This window comes from Verrucosispora sp. CNZ293 (assembly GCF_002754655.1).
In genome coordinates this window covers 2506175-2527995 of record NZ_PEFR01000001.1, presented here as the reverse complement: position 1 = coordinate 2527995, position 21821 = coordinate 2506175, and the positions used below count along the sequence as shown (strand labels likewise).

17 protein-coding genes are annotated in these 21821 nt (G+C 72.0%); 15 read left to right on the top strand and 2 right to left on the bottom strand.

Going from position 1 to position 21821, the window contains the following annotated elements; genetic code table 11:
- Positions 1-22: 22 nt before the first annotated feature.
- Positions 23-232, top strand: coding sequence for a hypothetical protein (locus tag CLT74_RS11490; RefSeq protein WP_093404409.1), 210 nt, complete (start codon positions 23-25; stop codon positions 230-232).
- A gap of 75 nt (positions 233-307) precedes the next feature.
- The gene (locus CLT74_RS11485; RefSeq protein ID WP_486582250.1) at positions 308-1990 is read left to right on the top strand and encodes a replication-associated recombination protein A; all 1683 of its coding nucleotides are present in this window, start codon (positions 308-310) and stop codon (positions 1988-1990) included.
- A gap of 1703 nt (positions 1991-3693) precedes the next feature.
- Here the strand turns inward: CLT74_RS11485 and CLT74_RS11480 are convergent.
- A complete protein-coding gene (locus tag CLT74_RS11480; protein ID WP_158240242.1) occupies positions 3694-3951 on the bottom strand; it encodes a hypothetical protein in 258 nt (85 codons plus the stop codon).
- Between the two features lie 341 nt (positions 3952-4292).
- Between CLT74_RS11480 and CLT74_RS11475 the strand changes: the two genes are divergently transcribed.
- From CLT74_RS11475 to mltG, 6 genes are all read left to right on the top strand, one after another.
- Positions 4293-4991 carry a hypothetical protein gene (locus tag CLT74_RS11475; protein ID WP_486582720.1) on the top strand — a complete coding sequence of 233 codons (699 nt, stop codon included), beginning with the start codon at positions 4293-4295 and terminating at the stop codon, positions 4989-4991.
- Positions 4992-5130: 139 nt separating this feature from the next.
- On the top strand, positions 5131-5592 hold the full coding sequence (locus CLT74_RS11470; RefSeq protein ID WP_099846515.1) for a DUF948 domain-containing protein: 462 nt from the start codon (positions 5131-5133) through the stop codon (positions 5590-5592).
- Between the two features lie 25 nt (positions 5593-5617).
- A complete protein-coding gene (locus tag CLT74_RS11465; protein WP_099846514.1) occupies positions 5618-5923 on the top strand; it encodes a hypothetical protein in 306 nt (101 codons plus the stop codon).
- Positions 5920-8598 (top strand): alanine--tRNA ligase, encoded by a 2679-nt coding sequence (gene alaS / locus CLT74_RS11460; RefSeq protein ID WP_099846513.1) that lies wholly within the window; start codon positions 5920-5922, stop codon positions 8596-8598. The genes CLT74_RS11465 and alaS overlap by 4 nt, the downstream gene beginning before the upstream one ends.
- A 73-nt stretch (positions 8599-8671) precedes the next feature.
- On the top strand, positions 8672-9133 hold the full coding sequence (gene ruvX, locus CLT74_RS11455; protein ID WP_099846512.1) for a Holliday junction resolvase RuvX: 462 nt from the start codon (positions 8672-8674) through the stop codon (positions 9131-9133).
- Positions 9130-10326 carry an endolytic transglycosylase MltG gene (gene mltG / locus CLT74_RS11450; RefSeq protein ID WP_099846511.1) on the top strand — a complete coding sequence of 399 codons (1197 nt, stop codon included), beginning with the start codon at positions 9130-9132 and terminating at the stop codon, positions 10324-10326. Before ruvX ends, mltG begins: the two co-directional genes overlap by 4 nt.
- 28 nt (positions 10327-10354) lie before the next feature.
- On the opposite strand, the gene CLT74_RS11445 is transcribed toward mltG, so the two are convergent.
- Entirely contained in the window at positions 10355-11620 is a 1266-nt protein-coding gene (locus CLT74_RS11445) for an endo-1,4-beta-xylanase (protein WP_099846510.1), read from the bottom strand.
- 72 nt (positions 11621-11692) lie between these two features.
- On the opposite strand from CLT74_RS11445, the gene CLT74_RS11440 reads away from it, so the two are divergent.
- From CLT74_RS11440 to CLT74_RS11410, 7 genes are all read left to right on the top strand, one after another.
- On the top strand, positions 11693-12544 hold the full coding sequence (locus CLT74_RS11440) for a shikimate dehydrogenase (protein WP_486582719.1): 852 nt from the start codon (positions 11693-11695) through the stop codon (positions 12542-12544).
- Between the two features lie 215 nt (positions 12545-12759).
- Complete coding sequence (locus CLT74_RS11435; RefSeq protein ID WP_099846508.1) at positions 12760-14472, top strand: glycosyl hydrolase; 1713 nt, start codon at positions 12760-12762, stop codon at positions 14470-14472.
- A gap of 180 nt (positions 14473-14652) precedes the next feature.
- The gene (locus tag CLT74_RS11430; protein ID WP_486582246.1) at positions 14653-16653 is read left to right on the top strand and encodes a hypothetical protein; all 2001 of its coding nucleotides are present in this window, start codon (positions 14653-14655) and stop codon (positions 16651-16653) included.
- Between the two features lie 93 nt (positions 16654-16746).
- A complete protein-coding gene (locus tag CLT74_RS11425; protein WP_099851789.1) occupies positions 16747-17289 on the top strand; it encodes an acyltransferase in 543 nt (180 codons plus the stop codon).
- Positions 17282-18889: a lipopolysaccharide biosynthesis protein gene (locus tag CLT74_RS11420; protein WP_099846506.1), complete on the top strand. Its 1608-nt coding sequence runs from the start codon at positions 17282-17284 to the stop codon at positions 18887-18889. Before CLT74_RS11425 ends, CLT74_RS11420 begins: the two co-directional genes overlap by 8 nt.
- 3 nt (positions 18890-18892) lie before the next feature.
- Positions 18893-20239, top strand: coding sequence for an O-antigen ligase family protein (locus CLT74_RS11415; protein ID WP_486582244.1), 1347 nt, complete (start codon positions 18893-18895; stop codon positions 20237-20239).
- Positions 20236-21819 carry a lipopolysaccharide biosynthesis protein gene (locus tag CLT74_RS11410; protein WP_099851784.1) on the top strand — a complete coding sequence of 528 codons (1584 nt, stop codon included), beginning with the start codon at positions 20236-20238 and terminating at the stop codon, positions 21817-21819. The genes CLT74_RS11415 and CLT74_RS11410 overlap by 4 nt, the downstream gene beginning before the upstream one ends.
- The last annotated feature ends 2 nt before the right edge of the window (positions 21820-21821 follow it).

Below are 21821 nucleotides of genomic sequence, written 5' to 3'. Positions count from 1 at the left end.
AAACCCCCACCGGAGGACCGTCATGCTCGCCATCGCCGCGGCCGTCGTCTTCGGCTTCGCCCTGTTGCTGGATCTGCTGGACACCAAACTCGGCGCGCCCGACCTGTTCAACTGGAACACCCTGGTCCTGATCGGTCTGCTGCTGCTCTCGCTCTACCTGGCCGGGGTCGGCCGGGGGCCGGGTGGCGGCGGTGGTCGCTGGTACCGGGGCCGCCGCCCCGGACGCGGCTGACCGGAAACGATCACCCCGGGCTCGGCCGGCGGCGCGATTCCGACGTTGTCGGCTGAGCCCGGTACTGTTCTCGTGATGGAGTCCGACGCCCTCTTCACCCTCGGTGAACCCGCCGCAGCACCCGGTGCGCCTGCGGGTTCCGCTGGTGTCGGCGGCTTCACTCCGGCCGGGCCGGACGCGCCGCTGCCGGTCCGGATGCGCCCGGCCGATCTGGACGAGCTGGTCGGCCAGGAACACCTGCTCACCCCCGGCGCGCCGCTGCGGCAGCTGGTCGCCGGCAGCGCGCCGATGTCGGTGATCCTCTGGGGGCCGCCGGGCAGCGGCAAGACCACGATCGCCCACCTGGTCGCCGCCGCGACGGATCGCCGCTTCGTCGCCATGTCGGCGTTGACCGCCGGAGTGAAGGACGTCCGCGCCGTGATCGACACGGCCCGGCGACAGCGACGCTCGGGCGGCCCGCCGACGGTGCTCTTCATCGACGAGGTGCACAGGTTCAGCAAGACCCAGCAGGACTCACTGCTCGCCGCGGTGGAGGACCGCACGGTCACCCTGCTGGCGGCCACCACCGAGAACCCGTACTTCTCGGTCATCTCCCCACTGCTCTCCCGGTGTGTGCTGCTCACCCTCCGGCCCCTCGACGACGAGGCGGTACGCGGGTTGCTGCGCCGCGCGGTCGTCGACGAGCGTGGGCTGGCCGGGGCGCTCACCCTCGCGCCCGAGGCCGAGGAGCACCTGGTCCGGTTGGCCGGCGGTGACGTCCGCAAGGCGCTGACGGCGCTGGAGGCGGCGGCGTCGTCGGCGACCGCGCTGGGTGGCGGGCAGATCGACCTGGCCACCGCCGAACGGGCGGTGGACACCGCGGCCGTCCGCTACGACCGGGCGGGGGACGCCCACTACGACGTGACGAGTGCCTTCATCAAGAGCATGCGTGGGTCCGACGTGGACGCCGCACTGCACTGGCTGGCCCGGATGATTGTCGCCGGGGAGGATGCCCGGTTCATCGCTCGGCGGTTGGTCATCTTCGCCAGCGAGGACGTCGGCATGGCCGATCCGGGTGCGCTCGGTGTGGCGACCGCCGCGGCGCACGCGGTGGAGTACGTCGGCCTGCCCGAGGCGCAGCTCAATCTCGCCCAGGCCGTGATCCACCTGGCCACCGCGCCCAAGTCCAACTCGGCGACCACCGCCATCGGAGCGGCGATCGCCGACGTGCGGGCCGGGCGGGGTGGGCCGGTGCCCCGGGGCCTGCGCGACGCCCACTACTCAGGTGCCCGGGGTCTCGGCCACGGCATCGGCTACCGCTACCCGCACGACGACAAGCGGGGCGTGGTCACCCAGCAGTACGTGCCCGACGACCTGGTCGGCACCGACTACTACCGGCCGAGCCAGCATGGCGCGGAGCGATCGGTGGCCGGCCGGCTGCCGCTGCTGCGCCGGATCGTCCGGGGGCTGTCCACAGCCGCTCGCCCGGACGAGCCGGCGGAGAACGGTCGCCTGGACACACAGGTGTCGTCCGGGGGGACGACGGCGACCGGCGTACGGCCACGGACGCCCAGGTGGCTGAAGAGGTCGGCGCTCGCGCCGACGGGAGGGGTCAACAGTGAATTCGTCGGACCGACCGGACGAGGGCCCGGAGGCGCGGCGCGGCAAGGGCCGCCGCTGGGGTCGGGGCAAATCCGAGCCCGCCCCGGAGGAACCGGGTGGCGGCGAGGACTTCGGCTGGATCGACGACCTGCGTTCGGCCAAGCAGCAGCGCGCTGAGCTGGGCCCCGACGGCCTCGCTGGCGAGCCTCCCGCCGCACCGCCTCCCGCCCGTGGCCCGGCTGAACCGCCACGAGCACGGCCGGTCGACGGTCCGTGGCCGGGTGCCCCGGCTGCCCGGCCGCCCGCCGGCACGCCGCCCGTGGGGCGGGAACGGCCACCGGCGCCTCCGCCGTTCGCCCCGCCACCACCGGCCGCCGCCCGGCCCGAGCCCGGTGCGCCGAACACCCCTCCGGCCGGCTGGCCACGGCAGCCCGGTGCCCCCGGGCCGGCCGCCCGGCGACCACACCCCGGTGAGCCGGTGCCGGGTGGCCCGGGCGGTACCGGTCCGACTCCGGACGCCGGCCCGGTGTCCGGAGCACCGAACGGTCCGGGCCGGCCACCGGGGCCGGTGCCGGGTGCGCCGGCTCCCGTGGCGGGCCAACCCGGGCCGCGTCGACTGCCCGGCGTACGGCCGAACGCCGCCCCCGCCAGCCCCCGCCGGCTGCCCTCGGAGACCGAACCCAGCCACGCCCCGGCACCGGCGGAGCCGGTCACCGGCCCGCTCCCGCCGGACCGCACCGATCCCGGCCGCGTTCCCGACGCCCGAGCCGCGCGTTTCGCCGGGCCCGGCCGACCCCGTGGGCTCGACGCTCCGATCACCACACCGCCGCCCGGTGTGCCGGACCCGACGCCACCGCGAGGTGCCCGGCGCGTCGCACCGGACCCGGCCGGACCGCAGGGTCCCGAGCGGCCCGGCCCGGCCGCCGGCGCGGGTGCGCCGGCCATGACGCCCGCCGCCGGTCGCCCGGGCGGCGCTCCGGCCGGCGGCGGCCTGCGGGCCGGCCGGCGGCGAGCTGCCGAGCCACCGGAGCAGCCGCCGGTGGTGCCGCTGTCCGGCAACGCGCCACCGATTCCCGGCGTGCCCTCCGGCCCTCCGGCCGGTGGACCCGCAGCCACCGGGCACGGCAAGCCGGGCGGCCCGGCCGTCACCGACCGGGACCGCCGGACCGCACCCAGCGCGGACGGGTCGGCCGACGCGGCGTCGGGTCGTCGGGCTGCACCTGAGCCGCCGGAGCCACCCTTCGGTCGTCGGCCCCAGGACGGGCCGGTCGAGCCACCGCGGGGGCGCCGCGCGGCCGAGGCGGACGACACACTGACCCGCGGCCGGCGCGCGGCGGACGAGGAACCGTCCGGCCGGCACGCGGTGGCCGGTACCGAGCCGCCTCCCGCCGGTCTGTCCGGGGATGGCCGGGCCGGACGGCCGCAGCGGCCGTCCGACTGGCTCCGGCAGGCCGGACGGCCGCACCACACCGACCCGGCGTTGCCCACGATCAGCAAGCGGCCTGCGACACCGGCGGGCGCACCGCCCGGCCGCGTGGTCGGTACGCCCTCCGGTGGCACGCCGACGGTGGGCGACCGCCGTGGCGGGGACGTCGGCGGTGCGTCCGGTCGATCGCCGGCGGGCACCGCACCTACCGACGGACGCGGTGCCGATCCGGTACCGGAACGTCCGGGCGCCGGCCCTGTCCGCCGCCCCGACGGGCCACCCGCCGGCCGTGGCCGACCCACTCCGATGACCGGTCCGGCGTCGGGTCCGGATGGACCCGAGCCGGTCCGCCGAGCCGGTGCCCTACCGCGAATCGGCGGCACCGGCCCGACCAGCCGACCCGACGGCTCGCCTGCGGGCCCGCCGCGTGGTGCGGTGCGGCCCGACGGTTCGCCTACGGTGCCGCCGCATGGTGCGGTGCGTCCTGACGGTTCGCCTGCGGTGCCGCCGCGTGGTGCGGCTCGGCCCGACGGTCCGCCGGCGCGTGGTGCGGTGCGTCCTGACGGTTCGCCTGCGGTGCCGCCGCGTGGTGCGGTGCGGCCCGACGGTCCGCCGGCGCGTGGTGCGGTGCGTCCTGACGGTTCGCCTGCGGTGCCGCCGCGTGGTGCGGTGCGGCCGGACGGGACGGCGGGTCGACCGGGTGGGCCGCCACCGGGTCCCGCCCGTGACACGGTCCGGCCCGATGCTGGTCCACACCGGCCCGATGCCGGCCCACCCGGCGCTGCCGACCCCGGTCGGGCAGCCGGCATCGGACCAGCCGGTTCGCCGGTCACAGCCCGGGCCGGTGCCCCGGTGCGTCCGGAGGACCGGCTCGCCGGCCGGGCGGCTCCGCCGCATCGGCATCCGGCACGTCCCGAACCCTCAGGGGTGCCGCCGGTACCGCCGACGCGAGCCGGCGAGGCTCCGGCTGTGGCTCGCGCCGCGGCTGCCGTGGCGCCTGTCGACCCGGCCGGGCCGCGCCCCGGGGTGGAACCGACGTTCCGGCGTCCCGACCTGCCGGATTCCGCCGACGTCGATCGGTCCGAGAATGACCTGACCGACGACGGCGGTGAGCCGCGTCGGCAGACGCCGGGCTCAGCGCGCCTGCGCACGGCCGTTCTGGTGCTGGCCAGCGTGCTCCTGCTCGGTGTCCTTCCGGCGTTCTTTGGCCTGCAGAGCATGAACCGGGACCCGGTCTTCGCCTCGCTTGACGAACTGGAGGTGCCGTCCTGGGCCGCTGTCCAACCGGTCGACGACGTCAGCGGCAGCCAGTGGTGCCTGCTCGACTGCCGGTTGCGGGAACGCACTGTCACCTCCGACCGCTCGCCGGACGAGACCGCCCAGGCGTACGAGGCCGCGCTGAGCGGTGACGGTTGGCAGCGGTGGACGCCCAACTACTGCCCGGAACAGGAGGAGAAGGGCAGCTACACCTGCTGGCGGCGGGACGAGCTGACCCTCGACCTCTGGGTACGGGAGCGGACCTGCGTGCCGCCACCCGTGGACGGCGAACCCGCCGTGGTGCCCGCCCCCGACCCGGCCACCACGGCGCAGGAGTGCCCCGGATCGTTGGTGTCGGTGAAGGTCCGCAACGCGATCGACGACGAGCGGACGCGGCCACAGCCGAGCACCGATCCGTCACTCACCGGTGAGGATCCCTTCCCGACACTTACCGATGACCCGTTGGGCGATCTGACACCGTCGCCACCGTCCTGAGCCGATCGTCATCACGGACGGTAGGGTCAGGTGCTGGTGGTGACCGGTCGTCGGCCGGGCACTCGACGTTGACGTGGGCGAGACGGTCGTGCTGCTCAGGGGCCTGGCACCCCGAAGGCACTAGTTGAGGAGGACTGGCGTGGGCTTTTTGGAGGTCGCGGCGTTGATCGCGGCTATCGCGTTCGCGATGCTGGTGCTGATCCTGACGCTGCCCATCCTTCGGTTGCGGCACACCGTGGACGCCACCACCCGCATGATCAACGACCTCAACGACCGGACGGGGCCCCTGCTCGGTGACGTCAACACCACGGTTCGCAACGTCAACGTGACCCTGGAGCAGGTGCAGACCTCCCTGGACGGCGTGAACCTCCAACTGGCGAAGGTCGACACCATGACCAGCCACGCGCAGAACATCAGCGCCAACGTCGCCAACCTGGTCACCGTGGTCTCCGCGGCCGCGGCCAACCCGCTGGTCAAGGTGGCCGCGTTCGGGTACGGCGTGCGCAAGGCCGCCGCCACCCGCCGGCACGCCGAGACCGAACGCGAGGTGCGGGACACCATCAAGGCTCAGCGACGCGCCGCCCGGCGCGGGAACCGCTGAACCAACGGCACCGGGAGGTACGAGCATGAGGCGCCTTTTCTGGCTGGGCATCGGGCTGGCCGTCGGTGTCGTGGTGGTGCGCAAGGCGACCCGCGCCGCGCACGCGTACACCCCGGCCGGCATCGCCGACAACCTCTCGCAATCCGCTGGCGGACTCGTCGAGGAACTGCGTAGCTTCGTGGCGGACGTACGCGCCGGAATGGCCGAGCGGGAGCACGAGATCCACGAGGCGTTCGCCCAGGGCGAGGCGTTCGACGACCAGTTCGCCGAGCTGCGGGAGGACCCGCGTATCGGCGACCGAGAAATCTTTCCGGAGGAACACCAGCGATGAAGACGGCGGAGATCAAGCGGCGGTACCTCGCCCACTTCGAGGCGAACGGTCACACCGTGGTGCCGTCCGCTCCGCTGCCCGCCATCAGCGACCCGAACCTGCTGTTCGTCAACGCCGGCATGGTGCAGTTCGTCCCCTACTTCCTCGGTCAGCAGACGCCGCCGTACCAGCGCGCGGTGAGTGTGCAGAAGTGCATCCGTACGCCGGACATCGACGAGGTCGGCAAGACCAGCCGACACGGCACGTTCTTCCAGATGAACGGAAACTTCTCGTTCGGCGACTACTTCAAGGACGGCGCGATCCCGCTCGCCTGGGACCTGGCCACGAAGTCGGTCGAGGCCGGTGGGTTCGGACTGGACCCGGAGCGGATCTGGGCCACGGTCTACCTCGACGACGACGAGGCGTACGAGATCTGGCGCCGGACCGGGGTGCCCGACGAGCGCATCGTGCGTCGGGGCAAGAAGGACAACTTCTGGTCCATGGGCATTCCCGGCCCGTGCGGCCCGTGCTCCGAGCTGTACTACGACCGGGGCCCGGCCTACGGCGCGGAGGGCGGCCCGGAGGTCGACGAGGACCGGTACCTGGAGTTCTGGAACCTCGTCTTCATGCAGTTCGAGCGGGGCCCGGGCACCGACAAGGAGAACTTCCCGATCCTGGGTGACCTGCCGGCGAAGAACATCGACACCGGCATGGGCCTGGAGCGGATGGCCTCGCTCCTCCAGGGGGTCGACAACCTCTACGAGATCGACGAGGTCCGCCCGATCCTGGACCGGGCGGCCGAGCTGACCGGCAAGCGGTACGGCGCGCACTCGGGTCACGCCGCCAACCAGTCCCACCCGGACGACGTGCGGCTGCGAGTGATCGCCGACCACGTGCGTACCGCGCTGATGCTCATCGGCGACGGGGTGACCCCGTCCAACGAGGGTCGCGGGTACGTGCTGCGACGGATCATGCGTCGGGCGATCCGCTCGGTGCGGCTGCTCGGCTGGCAGGAGCGGGCCCTGCCGGAGCTGCTGCCGGTGGCCCGGGACTGCATGGCCCCGTCGTACCCGGAGCTGGCGGCGGACTTCGACCGGATCTCCGCGTACGCGTACGCGGAGGAGGACGCGTTCCTGGCCACGTTGCGGGCCGGTACGACGATCCTGGACACCGCGATCTCCGAGACGAAGTCGGCGGGGCGGCCGGCGCTCTCCGGAGACAAGGCCTTCCAGCTGCACGACACCTACGGCTTCCCGATCGACCTGACCCTGGAGATCGCGGCCGAGCAGGGCCTGAACGTCGACCAGGAGGGCTTCCGCCGGCTGATGGCCGACCAGCGCGCCCGCGCCAAGGCCGACGCGCAGGCGCGCAAGACCGGGCACACCGACCTGTCGGCGTACCGGTCGGTGCTCGACGCCGGTGGTCCGGTGACGTTCACCGGGTACACGGAGGTGGCCCGCGAGTCGACGGTCCGGGCGGTGCTCGGCAGCGAGGGTCCGCGCGCGGCGGCCGTCGAGGGTGACACGATCGAGCTGGTGCTCGACACCACCCCGTTCTACGCCGAGGGCGGTGGTCAACAGCCCGACCTCGGCATGATCACGGTGGGCGGCGGCCAGGTCGAGGTCCTCGACGTGCAGCAGCCGGTGCCGGGTCTGATCGTGCACCGCGCCCGGGTGCTGCGGGGCGAGGTGCGGGCGGGGGAGACCGGCTACGCCGAGATCGACACCAGTCGGCGGCGGGCGATCTCCCGGTCACACACCGCCACCCACCTGGTGCACCAGACCATGCGTAACTTCCTCGGCGAGTCCGCCACCCAGGCCGGCTCGTTGAACGCGCCCGGCCGGCTGCGGTTCGACTTCAACACCGCGACCGGGGTGGCGCCGAGCGTGCTGCGCGACGTCGAGCAGCAGGTCAACGAGGTGCTGTTGGCCGACCTGGAGGTGCACGCCTTCATCACCTCGCTGGACGAGGCGCGGCGGATCGGTGCCATGGCGCTCTTCGGTGAGAAGTACGGCGAACACGTCCGGGTGGTCGAGGTCGGTGACTACGCCCGCGAGCTGTGCGGTGGCACCCACGTGGCCCGCTCAGGCCAGCTCGGCCTGGTGAAGATCCTCTCCGAGTCGTCAATCGGGTCCGGCGTACGCCGGGTCGAGGCGCTCGTCGGGATGGACGCGTTCAACTTTCTGGCCCGCGAGCACCTGCTGGTGGCGCGGCTCGCCGAGTTGTACCGGGTCCCCTCCGAGCAGGTCGCGGACCGGGTCGAGCAGACGGTCACCCAGCTTCGTGACGCGGAGAAGGAGCTGGAGAAGCTACGCGCGCAGCTGGTCCTCGGTGGCGCGGCGGCGCTCGCCGCCCAGGCCAAGGACGTGCACGGGGTCGCCTACGTGGGCACCGAGGCGCCCGAGGGAGCGGCCGGCAACGACGTACGCACCCTCGCCCAGGAGATCCGGGGCCGGATCGACGCGTCCCGGCCGGGAGTGGTGGCGGTGGCCGCCCGGGCGAATGGCAAGGCGTCGCTGGTGGTGGCGGTGAACCCGGCCGCCCGCAGTCGGGGCATCGCCGCGAATGATCTGGTCAAGGCCGCGTTCTCCGGTCGTGGCGGCGGTAGTCCCGAGCTGGCGCAGGGCGGCGGGCTGCCCGAGTCGGAGGTGCCCCGACTGTTGCTCACGGTCGAGAAGGCGCTCGCCGACGCGTGAGTCCTCAGCGCAGCGGATCAGGGCGGACCGACGCGGTCCGCCCTGACGCGTTTGTCCGGGGAGGTGACGCGGCGTGAACGACTCGCCCCGGGGGGTACGCCTGGGAGTGGACGTCGGGCAGGTCCGGATAGGGGTCTCCCGGTCCGATCCGCACGGGGTCCTCGCCACCCCGCTGGTCACCCTCGCGCGGGAGCAGAAGCCCAGGTCAGAGGCGGTTCCCTCGGACCTTGCCGAACTCGCCGCGCTGGTCGCCGAACACGAGGCCGTCGAGGTGGTGGTGGGCCTTCCGGTCAATCTCGCCGGCAAACATGGCCCCGCAGCCGAACACGTGAAGGCGTACGCTCGACAACTGGCTGATGTGATAAGTCCTGTCCCGGTGACGCTCACCGACGAGAGGATGTCCACGGTCGTGGCGAGTCGTAGGCTTGCCGAGCGCGGTGTCCGGGGGAAGAGACAACGGGCGGTGGTCGACCAGGCCGCCGCGGTGGAAATTCTGCAGAGCTGGCTGGATGCGCAGCGGAGGCGGACGCAATGATGGACGATCTGGACCTCGGGTTCGACGAGCAGGAGCGGGGGGAGAAGGGCAAACACCGCCGGGGACGCCGTAAGGGCGGCCGGTCCGGTGGCGGGCGGGGCAAGACCGTTCTGGCCCTGCTGCTCGCCGTGGTGCTGCTCGGCGGCATCGGCGGGGGTGCCTTCTACGGCTTCGACCGGATCCAGAGCTACTTCGTCACCCCGGACTACGACGGCGGGGGCACCGAGGACGTGACAGTCCAGATCCCGCAGGGCGCGTTCCTCGCCGACATGGCCGTGGCGCTCCACGACGCCGGTGTGGTCAAGAGCACCAAGGCGTTCATCGAGGCGGCCGACGCGAACTCCCGCAGCCGCAACATCCAGCCCGGCACCTACAAACTGCGCAAGCAGATGAGCGGCGAGATGGCCCTCGCCGCGATGCTCGACCCGCAGAACCGGGTCGTCAACGGGCTCACCATCCCCGAGGGCCGCACCGCTAAGAGCATCTTCAAGCTGCTCAGCGACGAGACCGAGATTCCGGTCAAGGAGTTCGAGGCCGCCGCGAAGGACCCGGAGAAGCTCGGCGTACCGGACTGGTGGTTCAAGCGGGAGGACGGCAAGAAGCCCAAGAAGTCGATCGAGGGTTTCCTGTTCCCCGACACCTACGAGATCCCGCCGGACGCCACCGCTGAGACGATCCTCAAGCAGATGGTCGACCACTTCCTCACCGTCACCGGTGAGATGGAGTTCGCCGACCGGGTGCAGAAGGAACGCGGCGGGATCAGCCCGTACGAGGCGCTGATCGTGGCGTCGCTGGCCCAGGCCGAGGCCGGCACCAAGAAGGATCTCGGCAAGGTCGCGCGGGTCGCCTACAACCGGGCCTACTCGGGCACGTTCGACTGCGGCTGCCTGGAGATGGACGTCACGGTCAACTACTACCTGGAGTTGACCGGGCAGAAGACGAAGACGTCGGCCGAGATGACCCGGGACGAGTTGCTCGACACCAAGAACCCGTACAGCCGCAAGCTGCGCGGCATGATCCCCACCCCGATCAACAATCCGGGCAAGGAAGCCCTCGAAGGGGCGATGGATCCGCCGGCCGGAGACTGGCTGTTCTTCGTGGCCATCGACAAGGAAGGCAACTCCGCCTTCGCCAACACCTACGAGGACCACCTGAAGAACGAGGCCAAGGCCCGGGAGGCCGGGATCATCTGACCGGTCCGGCCCCCGGCCGTGGTCGGGGTCAGGGCAGGTCGACGATCGTGGTGGTGTCGGCGGCGTCGATGGTGAAGCGCGCGGTGCGGTCGCCGACGCTGACGGTGTAGTCGCCGAGGAAGCCCTCGACGGTGACGGTGCCGTCCGCGTCGGTGCGCCGCTGGGTCGGCGGCAGCCACCACTCGCCCTTGACGAGTGCTTTCAGGGCGTCGTACGACGGCTTCGGGCTGCCGTCGACGCGGACCAGGCCGGCGGGCGCACCGAGCCACGCCCCGTGGTCGGTGAGCCCCCAGTAGTTGACCGCCTGCACCGACGGGTGGGCGAGCAGCAACCGGTAGTGCCGGACGATCTCCTCGGCCTGCCGGGCCTCGCCCTCGGGGGTGCTCGGCCAGTGTGGGATCTGGTAGTCGTTGAGATCCTCGATCTCGGGCGGCATGAGGTGGCCGGAGACAAGCGTGGTCTCGGTCAGGTGCAGCGGCAGCCCGTACCTGGCGAACCGGTCGAGCATCTGCTGCATGTACTCCTCACCCCGGTAGCCCTGGTGCATGTGGGTCTGCAGACCGATCGCGTCGATGCGTACACCGGCTTCGAGAACCCCCTCGATGAGGCACTCGTACGCCGAGCTGAGGTCGAAGTCGTTGAGCACCAGGGTGGCCGCCGGGTTGGCCGCCCGCGCCTCCTCGAACGCCAGCCGCACCAGGTGGATGCGCCCGCGTGCCCGCGCCAGCGGGGTGATCGCGTTGTCGCCGTTGTCGAAGACGGGCATGATGACCGCCTCGTTTATCGCGTCCCAGGTGTCGATGAGGCCGGCGAACCCGCCGGACAGGTCCCGGATCCGGGCCCGCAGCAACCGCTCGACCTCGTCGAGGTCCAGGCCGAGAAGCCACGACGGCTGCACGGTGTGCCAGACCAGCGGGTGCCCCTTGACTGTGACACCACGCTCGGCCAGCCACCGCGCGGTGGCGGTGAGACGTGCGGTGTCGGGGGCACCGCGCCGTGGCTCGTAGCGACCCCAGTAGAACGGCAGGGTCGCGGTGTTGAACACGTCGAGCCACAACTCACCGAGCCGGTCGAGGTCCAGGTGGGCGGTGCCGCCGAAGCTCTCGACGTCGCTGCTCCCCGCCGGGCCGGGACCACCGACCAGGTCGACGAAGTCGAAGCCGATGTTGCCGAAGGCGAAGGCGTGCCGCTCCTGGGCGACAGTCACCACCTGGTCGGCCAGCGGCTGCCGGTCGGTGCCCCGGACGGTGAGGGTGATCTCGCCCTTGCGGTGCCGCAGACTGCTGTCAGACATTGTTGGATGTTAGGCGACAGGTGCGCCCACTGCTGAGGAGCGATGGTGGCTGAGTCAGGGAGCGTGGCGGCAGTGTCCGGGGCGTCGGCGCACCGGGCGGCGGTGCTGGGTAAGCCGATCACCCATTCGCTCTCCCCGGTGATCCACAATGCCGGGTACGCCGCCGCCGGGTTGACCGGATGGTCGTACACCCGGATCGAGTGCGCGGCGGCGGAGCTGCCGGCCCTGGTCGCGGGCCTGGGGCCGGAGTGGGCCGGGCTGTCGGTGACCATGCCGGGCAAGGAGGCGGCGCTCGCGGTGGCCGCCGAGGTCTCGCCGGTCGCCGCCGCCGTGGGTGCCGCCAACACGTTGGTACGCCGCCCCGACGGTTCCTGGTACGCCGACAACACCGACGTCACGGGCATGGTCGAGGTGCTGACCGGGGCGGGCGTGGGCCCCGGTGCCACGGTCACGGTGCTCGGTGCGGGTGGTACCGCGCGGGCGGCCCTCGCGGCGGCGGCCCGGCTGCACGCCGCCGGGGTGACAGTGCTGGCCCGCCGCCCGGCGGCGCTCGCCGAACTGGAACCGGTGGCCGCCGCCCTCGGCGTGCCGATGACCAGCGCGCCGTGGCCGGAGGCGTCCGCGCGGTCCGAGGTGTCCGTGTTGGCGGGTGCCGACGTGCTGGTCTCCACCGTGCCGAAGGGTGCCGCCGACGAACTGGCCGGCAGGGTGCGCTGGCGAGCGGGCACCGTGGTCTTCGACGCGATCTACGATCCATGGCCGACCCCGCTGGCCGCCGCCGCCGAGGCCGCCGGCTGCCGGATCGTCTCCGGCCTGGACCTGCTGCTGGCCCAGGCGATCGGCCAGTTCGAGCAGTTCACCGGTGTGCCCGCCCCCCGCCCGGCGATGGCCGCCGCCCTCACCGCCGTGCGTGCGGGAAGCTGACCCTGCGCCGACCAGCATTCCACCCGGCCCCACACCCCGTGACGGTTACCGACGAGGGTGCGTGGGCCGTGGGGCGAGGTGTGAGGTGGGGTGGGAGGCGTAGGGGTGTCTTAGGTGAGTTTTAAGACGCGCTTAGGTCCTGCCGTCATTGGCACGCTCTGTTGTGTACGCGGATACGCTGCTCAGCGTTATCGTCGAAGACACGAGGAGTATCCGTGGCAAGTCGCGGACTGCACCGCCTGATTCCGCGTCGTGGCGGCCGGCGTAAAGCCGTGATGCTCGGCGTCATCGGCACCACTGTGGTGCTGGGGCTCGGCGCGACAATGGTGCCGCTGTTAGCCGATGATGATCTGTCGATTCCGGTGGTGGCGGACACCACCGCCACGACGGTGCCGCAGGACGGCGACAACAGCGTCAAGACGACGCTCGCGACCTGCCCGGCACCCTGCGACGGCAACCCGCGCGGCACCCGCGAGGCGGTGCTCACCTTCCTGGTGACCACGTTGCCGGCGAACGCGGTGAACGTACGGGCCACGCTGCGGGTGCACGCCTGGCAGAAGTTCGACGCCACGGTGAGCGCGCACGAGTCCCGGCTGGACGCCCGGGCGGCCCGTCCGGCGCCCTCACCGCTGGGCGCGGCGCTGGACACGGTCACCGGGGTCGCCAAGGGATTCAACGAGTGGGACGTTTCGGGGCTGGTCACCGGCAACGGCATCTGGACCCTGTCGCTGTCCCAGGCCGGCCTGGGCAGCCGGATCTACTGGGCCTCCGGCGATAACCGCAGCGCCGATCTCCGTCCCCGCCTGTCGATCAGCTACGACGGCGTGGGTAGCCGACCGCCGTCGGCCTCGCCAAGCGTCGCACCGACGCCGACGCCGACGGCCACCGCCAGTCGTCCGCCGGCCTCGCCGACCGTCTCCCCGAGCGTGAGCCCGTCGCCCGCGCGGCCCAGCCCCACCGCCCCGCCACCGCCGGACTCCGGCAAGTGCGGCACGGTCTCGGCGAAACTGGTCCCCGGCTGCGGTGCCTGGTGGGGGATGTACTCGCCGACGAGCGCCGCCGCCGGATGGGATCACGGCAAGGCGGTGACCGACGTGGAGAAGCAGGTCGGGCGGAAGTTCGACATCGTCCACCGTTACCACGACTTCTCCAACACCGGCAGCAACGGCGCCTTCCCCGACGAGTTCCAGCAGCAGCAGATGCGCGACGGGCGGCTCATGTTCTTCGCCTGGGAGAGCCGGGTCTTCTCCTCGGGCACGGTGCTGACCTGGAAGGACGTCTACAGCGGTAGGTACGACTCGACAATCGACGCGGTTGCCGCCCGGATCCGGGCGATCGGCCAGCCGGTCTTCATCGGCTTCGACCACGAGCCGGAGGACGAGCCGGCCAAGGGCAGCGACGCCGACTTCGTCCGCGCCTGGCGGTACGTGCACGACAGGTTCGCCGACGCCAAGGCGGACAACGCGGTCTGGGTCTGGACGATGATGGGCTGGTCCGGGCACTACGACAGGTACGCCGGGCTCTATCCCGGTGACAGCTACGTCGACTGGGTGGCCTGGGACCCGTACAACTTCCACGTCTGCAACGGCAGCACCGTCTGGAAGAGCCCCAGCACCACGGTCGGGTCCTTCTACCGGTGGCTCGACGAGAACGGCATCGGCGCGGGCAAGCCCCGGATGCTCGCCGAGTTCGGCACCAACATGAACGCCGCCGACCCGAACGCGAAACGCCGCTGGTTCGAGGAGTTCCCGGCGGCGCTGAAGGCCCACCCGAAGATCAAGGCGGCGATCTACTTCAACTCGGCGGGCATGACGAAGACGACCAGCACCTGCAACATGCTGATGAACCAGGATGCGGCGGCAGTGGCCGGCTTCGCCGCCGCCGGCCGGGACAGCTACCTGCGGCAACCGACCGGAGGGAGCCGTTGAGCTGAGGTGACCTGAGGTGAGCTGAGGCGTGGGAAACGGGCCGCCGCAACGGCTGTCGGAAATCCGACTGTCGGCGAGGTTGTCCGTTTCCTGATCCACCGTCCGTCCAATCGGCGGATGCCGCCCTCCAGCGTGGACCGGGCACGCTACGTGCATTCTCGTCCACTCTGGAGGCGTAGCGTGCCCAGATTCTCCTTGTCGTGGCGTTCCACCCGTCGGCATCGAACCCGGGCCGCGACGGTCGCATTGGTGACCGTCGCGGCTGTACTGGCCGTGCCCACCGCGGCGTCCGCAGCCGTGGTGCCGGTACCCGAGCCGGCGACCCTGGTCTCGACCAACCCGGCCGGCCAGACCCCACACGCCCGCGACGGCGAGGCTCGGGCCTTCGCTGAGATCGGAAACACGGTCTTCGTCGGGGGCAGCTTCACCCAGATCCGTCAGACGGCCAGCTCAGCCTGGACCGCCCGTAGCTACCTCTTCGCGTACGACCGGACCAGCGGGACGATCTCGACGGCGTTCCTGCCGGTACTCGACGGCGCGGTCAACTCGCTCATAGCCGGCCCGGGCGGGACGCTCATCGTCGGCGGAGCCTTCAAGAACGTCAACGGTGTGTCCCGCCGGAACCTGGTGGCGCTCGAACCCTCCACCGGCATGATCATCGACAGTTGGGTCGGTCGCTCCGACGGCGGCACCGTGCGGGACCTGGTGCTGCACGGCAACTGGCTCTACGTGGCCGGGGCGTTCAACTGGCTCAACGGCACCGCACACGCCGGACTCGGCAGGTTGAACGCGACCACCGGCGCCATCGATCCGACCTTCAACATCAACACCAGCGTCGGTCGGCACGGCACCAACATGTACGCCTGGACCATCGACGTCTCCCCGGACGGCGGCACCCTCGTCGTCGGCGGCAACTTCCTCTACGTCAACGACCTGCCGCGTAACCAGATCGCGCTTGTCGACGTGACCGGCACACCGAGCGTCATCGACTGGAGCTCGGAGCGGTTCGTGGCGCCATGCGCGAACCCCGCAACATTCGTGCACTACGTCCAGGACGTGCGCTTCGGCGGTGACGGCACCTGGTTCGTCGTGGGCACCAACGGCGGTTCGGGCTGGCCGAGCGCCTACTGCGACGCGCTGGTCCGCTTCGAGACCGCCCACCGGGGGTCGGGTCAGGTCGCCACCTGGGTCAACTTCACGGGTAACGACACCATCACCTCGGTGGAGGTGGCCGACAACATCATCTACCTCGGCGGACACTTCCGCTGGCTGAACAACCCGAACGCCAGCGACCGGGCCGGCAACGGCGCCATCGACAGGTTGGGCATCGGCGCGGTGACCCCGGCCACCGGCATGCCGGTGAACTGGAACCCCCGCCGCAGCGGTGGCTCCGCGTTGCCCTCCGGCGCCAGTTCCTGGGGTTCCTCCGTGCCGGTGCTGTGGCGGGGCAGCGACGGCCTCTACTTCGGGCACAACTCCGACGGCATGGGCAACGAGTACCACGGTCGGCTCGGCATGTTTCCGCTCAGCGGCGGGCGCACCATCACCCCGAAGAACCCGCCCATGGAGAGCAGTGGCCACCTCTATCTGAACGTCGGCCCCGGTGAGGTGGCGAAGGTGCCCTTCGACGGCAGTGTCCTGGACACCGCCAACGCCGCAGTGGTCAGCCAGCCGAACTACACAAGCGCCGGCGCCTCGTGGCGGGTCGACGACCGGATCTTCTGGTCCCATTCGGTCGCCGGGACACTGACCGGCAGCCGCATCGACATCTCACTGTTCAACGGTGCGACGATCGGTGAGCCCTGGGAGGCGTCCGGGTACAACGACTGGTACAACCCGGCCCTGTTGACAGGCGGGTTCTATCTCGACGGTCGGCTGTACTACACCCGCAGCGGCGCCAACAACCTGTACTACCGCTACTTCGAGATCGACGGCGGCTACCTGGGTGCCACCGAGTTCGTCCTGCCGACCACGGGCGTGACCTGGTCCGCGGTACGCGGTATGGCCTGGGTGGACGGGCAGATCGTCTACGGGGCGACGAACGGTTCGCTGCGCAGCGTGCCGTTCGACCCGACCCTGGCGCCCACCGCCGCGGTGGACGGTGCCGCGTCGACGCTCATCGCCGAGCAGACGCCGGAGCTGACCTGGTCGACCGCGTCGATGTTCTTTTCAGTGCAGTAGCGTTCACCGTTCGTAACGAATCCTCGGTACTTTGTTCACCTCGGGTCGGCGTCGGGTTTCCCGTCGTCGACCCGAGGAAGGTGGGGAGTGTCCTTGACTGGCATCCGACGTGGACTCGTCGTGCGTACCGTCTTCGCGGTCAAGCGTGGCTGGTACCGGCTGCGCTACCCGCGCCTGCACCTGGGCGAGGGGGTGGAGATCCGGGGCCGGATCCGGCTGCGACGCGGCGTACGGGTCAGCATCGGCGAGCACACCCGGGTGAACAAGCTGGTCCGCTTCGCCGGGCCCGGTGAGGTACGCGTCGGCGCGAACTGCCTGCTCAACGCGACCTGGATCGGCACCTGGACCTCGGTGACCATCGGCGACCGGTGCCTGCTGTCGGACTGCGAACTGCTCGACAACGACTTCCACAACCTGGCCCCCGACCGCCGTCACGATCCGCCCACAGCGGCCACCCGCGCCCCGATAACCGTCGAGGACAACGTGTGGATCGGCGCGCACGCGCTGGTCATGAAGGGTGTGCGGATCGGTCGGGACAGCGTCGTGGGTGCCGCGACCGTGGTCCGTGCCGATGTGCCGCCGGGGGCCGTGGTGATCGGCAATCCACAACAGATAGCGAAGAAGTTCCATGACTGATGCCGCGCCCAGCGCTTGGACCGGCGACGGCCAGGTCGCCACCTCCTCCACCCGCAGCGTCACGATCACCGACATGGTGCGGGTGCCGCTGCACCGGATCCGGTTGGTCGCGGCGGCGGCCCTCTGCGGACTGCTCGCCGCGCTCGGCTACGTGCTGCTGGCACCGGCCGCGGTGACGGCGAACGCGGTGGTGGCGGTCCGGCCGGTGGTCACCGACGCCTTCACGCCCAGCGGCGCCGCCGCCGACCGGGCGGTGAACATGAACGTGGAGAGCGGAATCGCCACCGGCACCGAGGTCGTGGCGAAGCTCGCCGACGCGTTCGACTCGGACCAGCGGACGGTCCGGGACGCCCTGGAGGTCGAGGTGCCGGCGGGCGGTCAGATCCTGCGCTTCATCTACCAGGCCGGTGACGCCGACCGGGCGGTGGCCGGCGCCAACCTGGCGGCGCAGAGCTACCTGGACATCCGGCGCGGGATGTACGAGAAGCAACGCGAGGAGATGCTGCGGTCGTACGACGAGAGCATCGAGAAGATCGTCGCCCAGCGGAACACCGTGCAACGCAGGATCAACAACGCCCGGGACAGCTCCGCCGCCGACGCCGCGGTCGCCGAACTCGCCGGAATCAACAACCAGCTCACCCAGCTCAGCTCCGCCCGCACCGAGATCGCCGCGGTCGACGTCAACCCGGGCTGGGTCACCCGCAGCGCCGAGCGGGCGCTGGCCACCACGGCTGGCAGCTCGACGCTGCTGCTGGCCGGTGGGCTGCTCGGCGGGACGGTGATCGGGCTGGTGCTCGCCTTCCTGTGGGAGTCGGTGGACCGGCGTATCCGCAGCGTGGCCGATGCCCGGGACACCACCGGCCTGCCGCTGCTGGGCACCGTGCGTCGCACCGGGCTGCGCGGCCGGGCGGTCGACGCCGACGTGCGCTACGTCGCGATGGCCGTGGCCGAACGGGTGCGCCAACCCGCCCGGGTCGCCGTGGTGACCGCCCGGGAGGACGCCACCGCGATCACCGCCGGGCTCGCCGTCGCCCTCGCCGTGGCCGGCCGGGAGGTGTTCGTCGCCGACGACAGCGGCCGGGCCGACCGGCTGCGGGCCGCGGTGCTCGCCGACCGGGAACGGCTGCCGGCGGGCATCGACCCGACCCGGCCGGTCGTACCGAAGCCCCGCACCGCCCCCACCGACGTCGACGCCGACGACGGTCCCACCGAGGTCATCACCCGACGTCCATCCCCACATCCGGTCGGCGCGCGACCCTCGACCGACCCGGAGGCCACCCTCACCCTGCCCCGCGTCGCCAAGTCCGTCGGCCGTACCGAGAACGGCCGGGCGACCGGTGACGAACAGGTGGTGGTGGGCGCCGGCACGGTGCGGTTCGGCACCTGGCGGCAGGGCGCCGACCAGCGCCTCGTGCTGTACAACGCCCCGCCGGCCGAGGCCGACGAGCGGGGTGTGGCGGTGGCCCGGCAGGGCACCGCCGTGGTGGTGGTCGAACGCGACCGCACCCGTCAGGCCGACCTGCGCCGACTCGCGGAGCGGCTGCGCGCGGCCGGGGTCAACCCGCTGGGGTTCGTGCTGTGCCGCAGCGGGCGGAGCTGACGCGTGCCGGTCACCCGTGCCCCGGCGACCACCGAGCCGCCGCTACCGGACAGCGCCGCCACCCGGCCCGCGCCGGCCGTGCCGCCCCGACTGCCGCTGTGGCCGTTGGCGGCGATGTTCGGGCTCGTCCCACTCTGGTGGGTGGCCGGTGGCTTCTACCTCGGCTGGCCGCTGCTGGGCGCCCTGCTGTTCACCTTGCTGGCCACCCGTGGTCGGGTGTCGCTGCCGCCCGCCACCGGGATCTGGTTGCTGTTCCTGGCCCTCGCGGTGGTCAGCGCCAGCCGGCTGGTGTCAGCCACCTCACTGCCGACCTTCGTGCTGCGGCTGGCGTTCTACCTCACCGCACTCGTCGTCGCGGTCTACGTCTACACCGTCGCCCGGGAACGCCCCGACCAGGCAGTCGTGCTGGTGCCGCTGTGCGCGTTCTGGTTCGGACTCGTCGCACTCGGGTGGCTCGGCGTGCTGATCCCACGCTTCGAGATGACCACCCCGGTCGAGGTGCTGCTGCCGCCGGGTGTGTCCGGGGTGCCGTTCATCAGCGACATGATCCACCTGAACACCGCGGAGTACAGCGAGCGGTCGCTCAACCCGATCTACCGGCCGGCGGCACCGTACGCGTACACCAACAACTACGGCAGCGCGTACGCGATGACGTTGCCGTGCGTGGTCGCGTACACCATGCTGCGGCGGCGTGGCCTGCTGCGCTGGGCGTTGCTGGCGTCGCTGCCGGTGTCGCTGGTCCCGGCGTTCCTCACGCTCAACCGCGCGATGTTCCTCAGCCTCGGCGTCGGCCTGGCCGTGCTCGGGGTGCGCGCGGCGCTGCGCGGCAACATCAGGGTGGCCGGGTCCATCGCCGGGATGGTGGTGCTCGGCGGTGTCGCCAGCCTGTTCATCCCGGTCGCCGAGTTGATCGGCAATCGGGTCGAGTCCAGCGACACCAACACCGACCGGCTCTCGCTCTACAGCGAGGTGCTGCGCCGGGTGGGTGATTCGCCCTGGCTGGGGTACGGCGCGCCGATGGAGGTGGACACCGTCTCCGCCGACGCCCCGATCGGCACCCAGGGGCAGCTGTGGATGGTGTTGTTCAGCCACGGCGTGCCGGCGCTGCTGTGCTTCCTGGCCTGGTTCGTCGCCGCCGCGCTGATCTGCGCCCGGGGCCGATCGGCCGCCGGTCAGTGGCTGTCCGTGGTCCCGGTGATCTGCCTGGTGCAGGTGCCCTTCTACGGGATGGCCAACCAGAACCTCTCGGTGGCCTTCTTCGCGGTCGCCGTCGCGTTCGCCCTCTCCGAACGGGAACGCCGCACCACGCCCGGCGGGTTGTCGTGGCCGGCGGCGGTGATGCCGGCATGACGGCGATCACCAGCCCTCCGACGGGGGAGGGACCGGGGCGTACGCCTGGTGTGGCGGCGGACGACGGGGCCGAGACCCGGCGCAGCACCCGCAGCGGAGTGGCCGGGCTGCTCGGCGCGGCGACAAGCGGCCTGTTCGGCTTCGTGCTCGCGGTGGTCATCACCCGTGGCTACGGCACCACCGGGGCGGGCGCGTTCTTCGCCGCGATCGGCGTGGTGACAGTCGCCGCCGCGATCTGCACCCTCGGCGCGGAGACCGGCCTGATCTGGGCGCTGCCCCGGCGACGGGCCGGTGCCACCGGCGACGGCGCCCGGGTGCTACCGGTCGCCCTGATCCCACCGTTGCTGGTCGCCGTGCTGGTCGCGGTGGGCGGGGCGCTGGTCGCCGGGCCGCTCGCCGGCCGGTTGCTGGGCCCGGCGGGCGAGCCGCTGCTGGTGGTGACCTTCGCGGCGGTGCCCGTGGTGGTCGCGATGAACCTGCTGCTGGCCGCCGTACGCTGCGTACGCCCGATGCGGGCCTACGTCTCGGTGCAGTTCCTGCTGCTGCCGATCGCCCGGCCGCTGCTCGTCGGTGCGGCGGTGCTCGCCGGCGGCGGGCTGCTGGCGGGGATGACCGGCTGGCTGGTGCCCGCCGCCGTGGCGCTGCTGGTGTGCCTGATCCTGGTCGCCGGGCCGCTCGGGATCGGCGCCGGCGCCGAACTGCGTCCACAGCCCGGTGACTGGTCCACGTTCTGGCGGTTCGCGCTGCCCCGCGCCGCGTCGGCGGCGATCGACGCGGGCAGCATGTGGATCGGCGTGCTGCTCACCTCGGCCCTGGCCAGCCCGGCCGACGCCGGTGTCTTCGGTGCCGTCGGCCGCTACGTCCTCGCCGGTCAACTCGCGATGCAGGGGCTGCGGGTGGCCGTCTCCCCGCAACTGTCGCGGCTGCTCGGCCGAGGCGAGCGGGCCGCCGCGGCGGCCGTGCACCGGCGGCTGACCAGCTGGGGGCTGGTCCTGTCCTGGCCGGTGTACCTGCTGCTCGCCGTCTTCGCACCGGCCTTCCTGGCGCTGTTCGGCCCGGAGTTCACCACCGGCGCCGCCGCGATGACGGTGCTCGCCGTGGCGATGCTCGTCAACACCGGGGTCGGCAACGTGCAGAGCCTGCTGCTGATGGGTGGGCGCAGCGGGCTGCACCTGGCGGCGGCGCTGGCCGGGCTGCTGGTCACCGTCGGTGGTGGGCTGGCGCTGATCCCCGAGCACGGGGCGACCGGCGCGGCGGTGGCCTGGGCCGCCGGCATCGTGACCGAGAACCTCGGCGCGGCCACCTTCGCCCGACTGGTGGTGCGCCAATCCCTGGTGGACACCCGGATGCTGGCCTCGGCGGCGGTCACCGTGGCGGGGGTCGGGCTGGCGGCGGTGGCCGGGCTGGCGGTGGCCGGACGCGGCATCACGGGACTCGTGCTCGCGGTGGCGACGCTCGCCATCGTCTGCGTCGGCTTGTTGACGTTGTCCCGGGTGCGACGTGGCATCCGGGTGACCATGGTGCAGATCCGTGGCGGGTCGCCGGCCGGCGACCCGCCACGGACGTCGAAGGGCAGGTGAGT

Bases quoted from the DNA above. Each gene is read 5' to 3' on its own strand.
- mltG (WP_099846511.1), top strand. From the start codon at position 9,130: ATGATGGACGATCTGGACCTCGGGTTCGACGAGCAGGAGCGGGGGGAG.
- CLT74_RS11485 (WP_486582250.1), top strand. From the start codon at position 308: ATGGAGTCCGACGCCCTCTTCACCCTCGGTGAACCCGCCGCAGCACCC.
- CLT74_RS11490 (WP_093404409.1), top strand. From the start codon at position 23: ATGCTCGCCATCGCCGCGGCCGTCGTCTTCGGCTTCGCCCTGTTGCTG.
- CLT74_RS11465 (WP_099846514.1), top strand. From the start codon at position 5,618: ATGAGGCGCCTTTTCTGGCTGGGCATCGGGCTGGCCGTCGGTGTCGTG.
- CLT74_RS11420 (WP_099846506.1), top strand. From the start codon at position 17,282: ATGACTGATGCCGCGCCCAGCGCTTGGACCGGCGACGGCCAGGTCGCC.
- CLT74_RS11410 (WP_099851784.1), top strand. From the start codon at position 20,236: ATGACGGCGATCACCAGCCCTCCGACGGGGGAGGGACCGGGGCGTACG.
- alaS (WP_099846513.1), top strand. From the start codon at position 5,920: ATGAAGACGGCGGAGATCAAGCGGCGGTACCTCGCCCACTTCGAGGCG.
- CLT74_RS11445 (WP_099846510.1), bottom strand. From the start codon at position 11,620: ATGTCTGACAGCAGTCTGCGGCACCGCAAGGGCGAGATCACCCTCACC.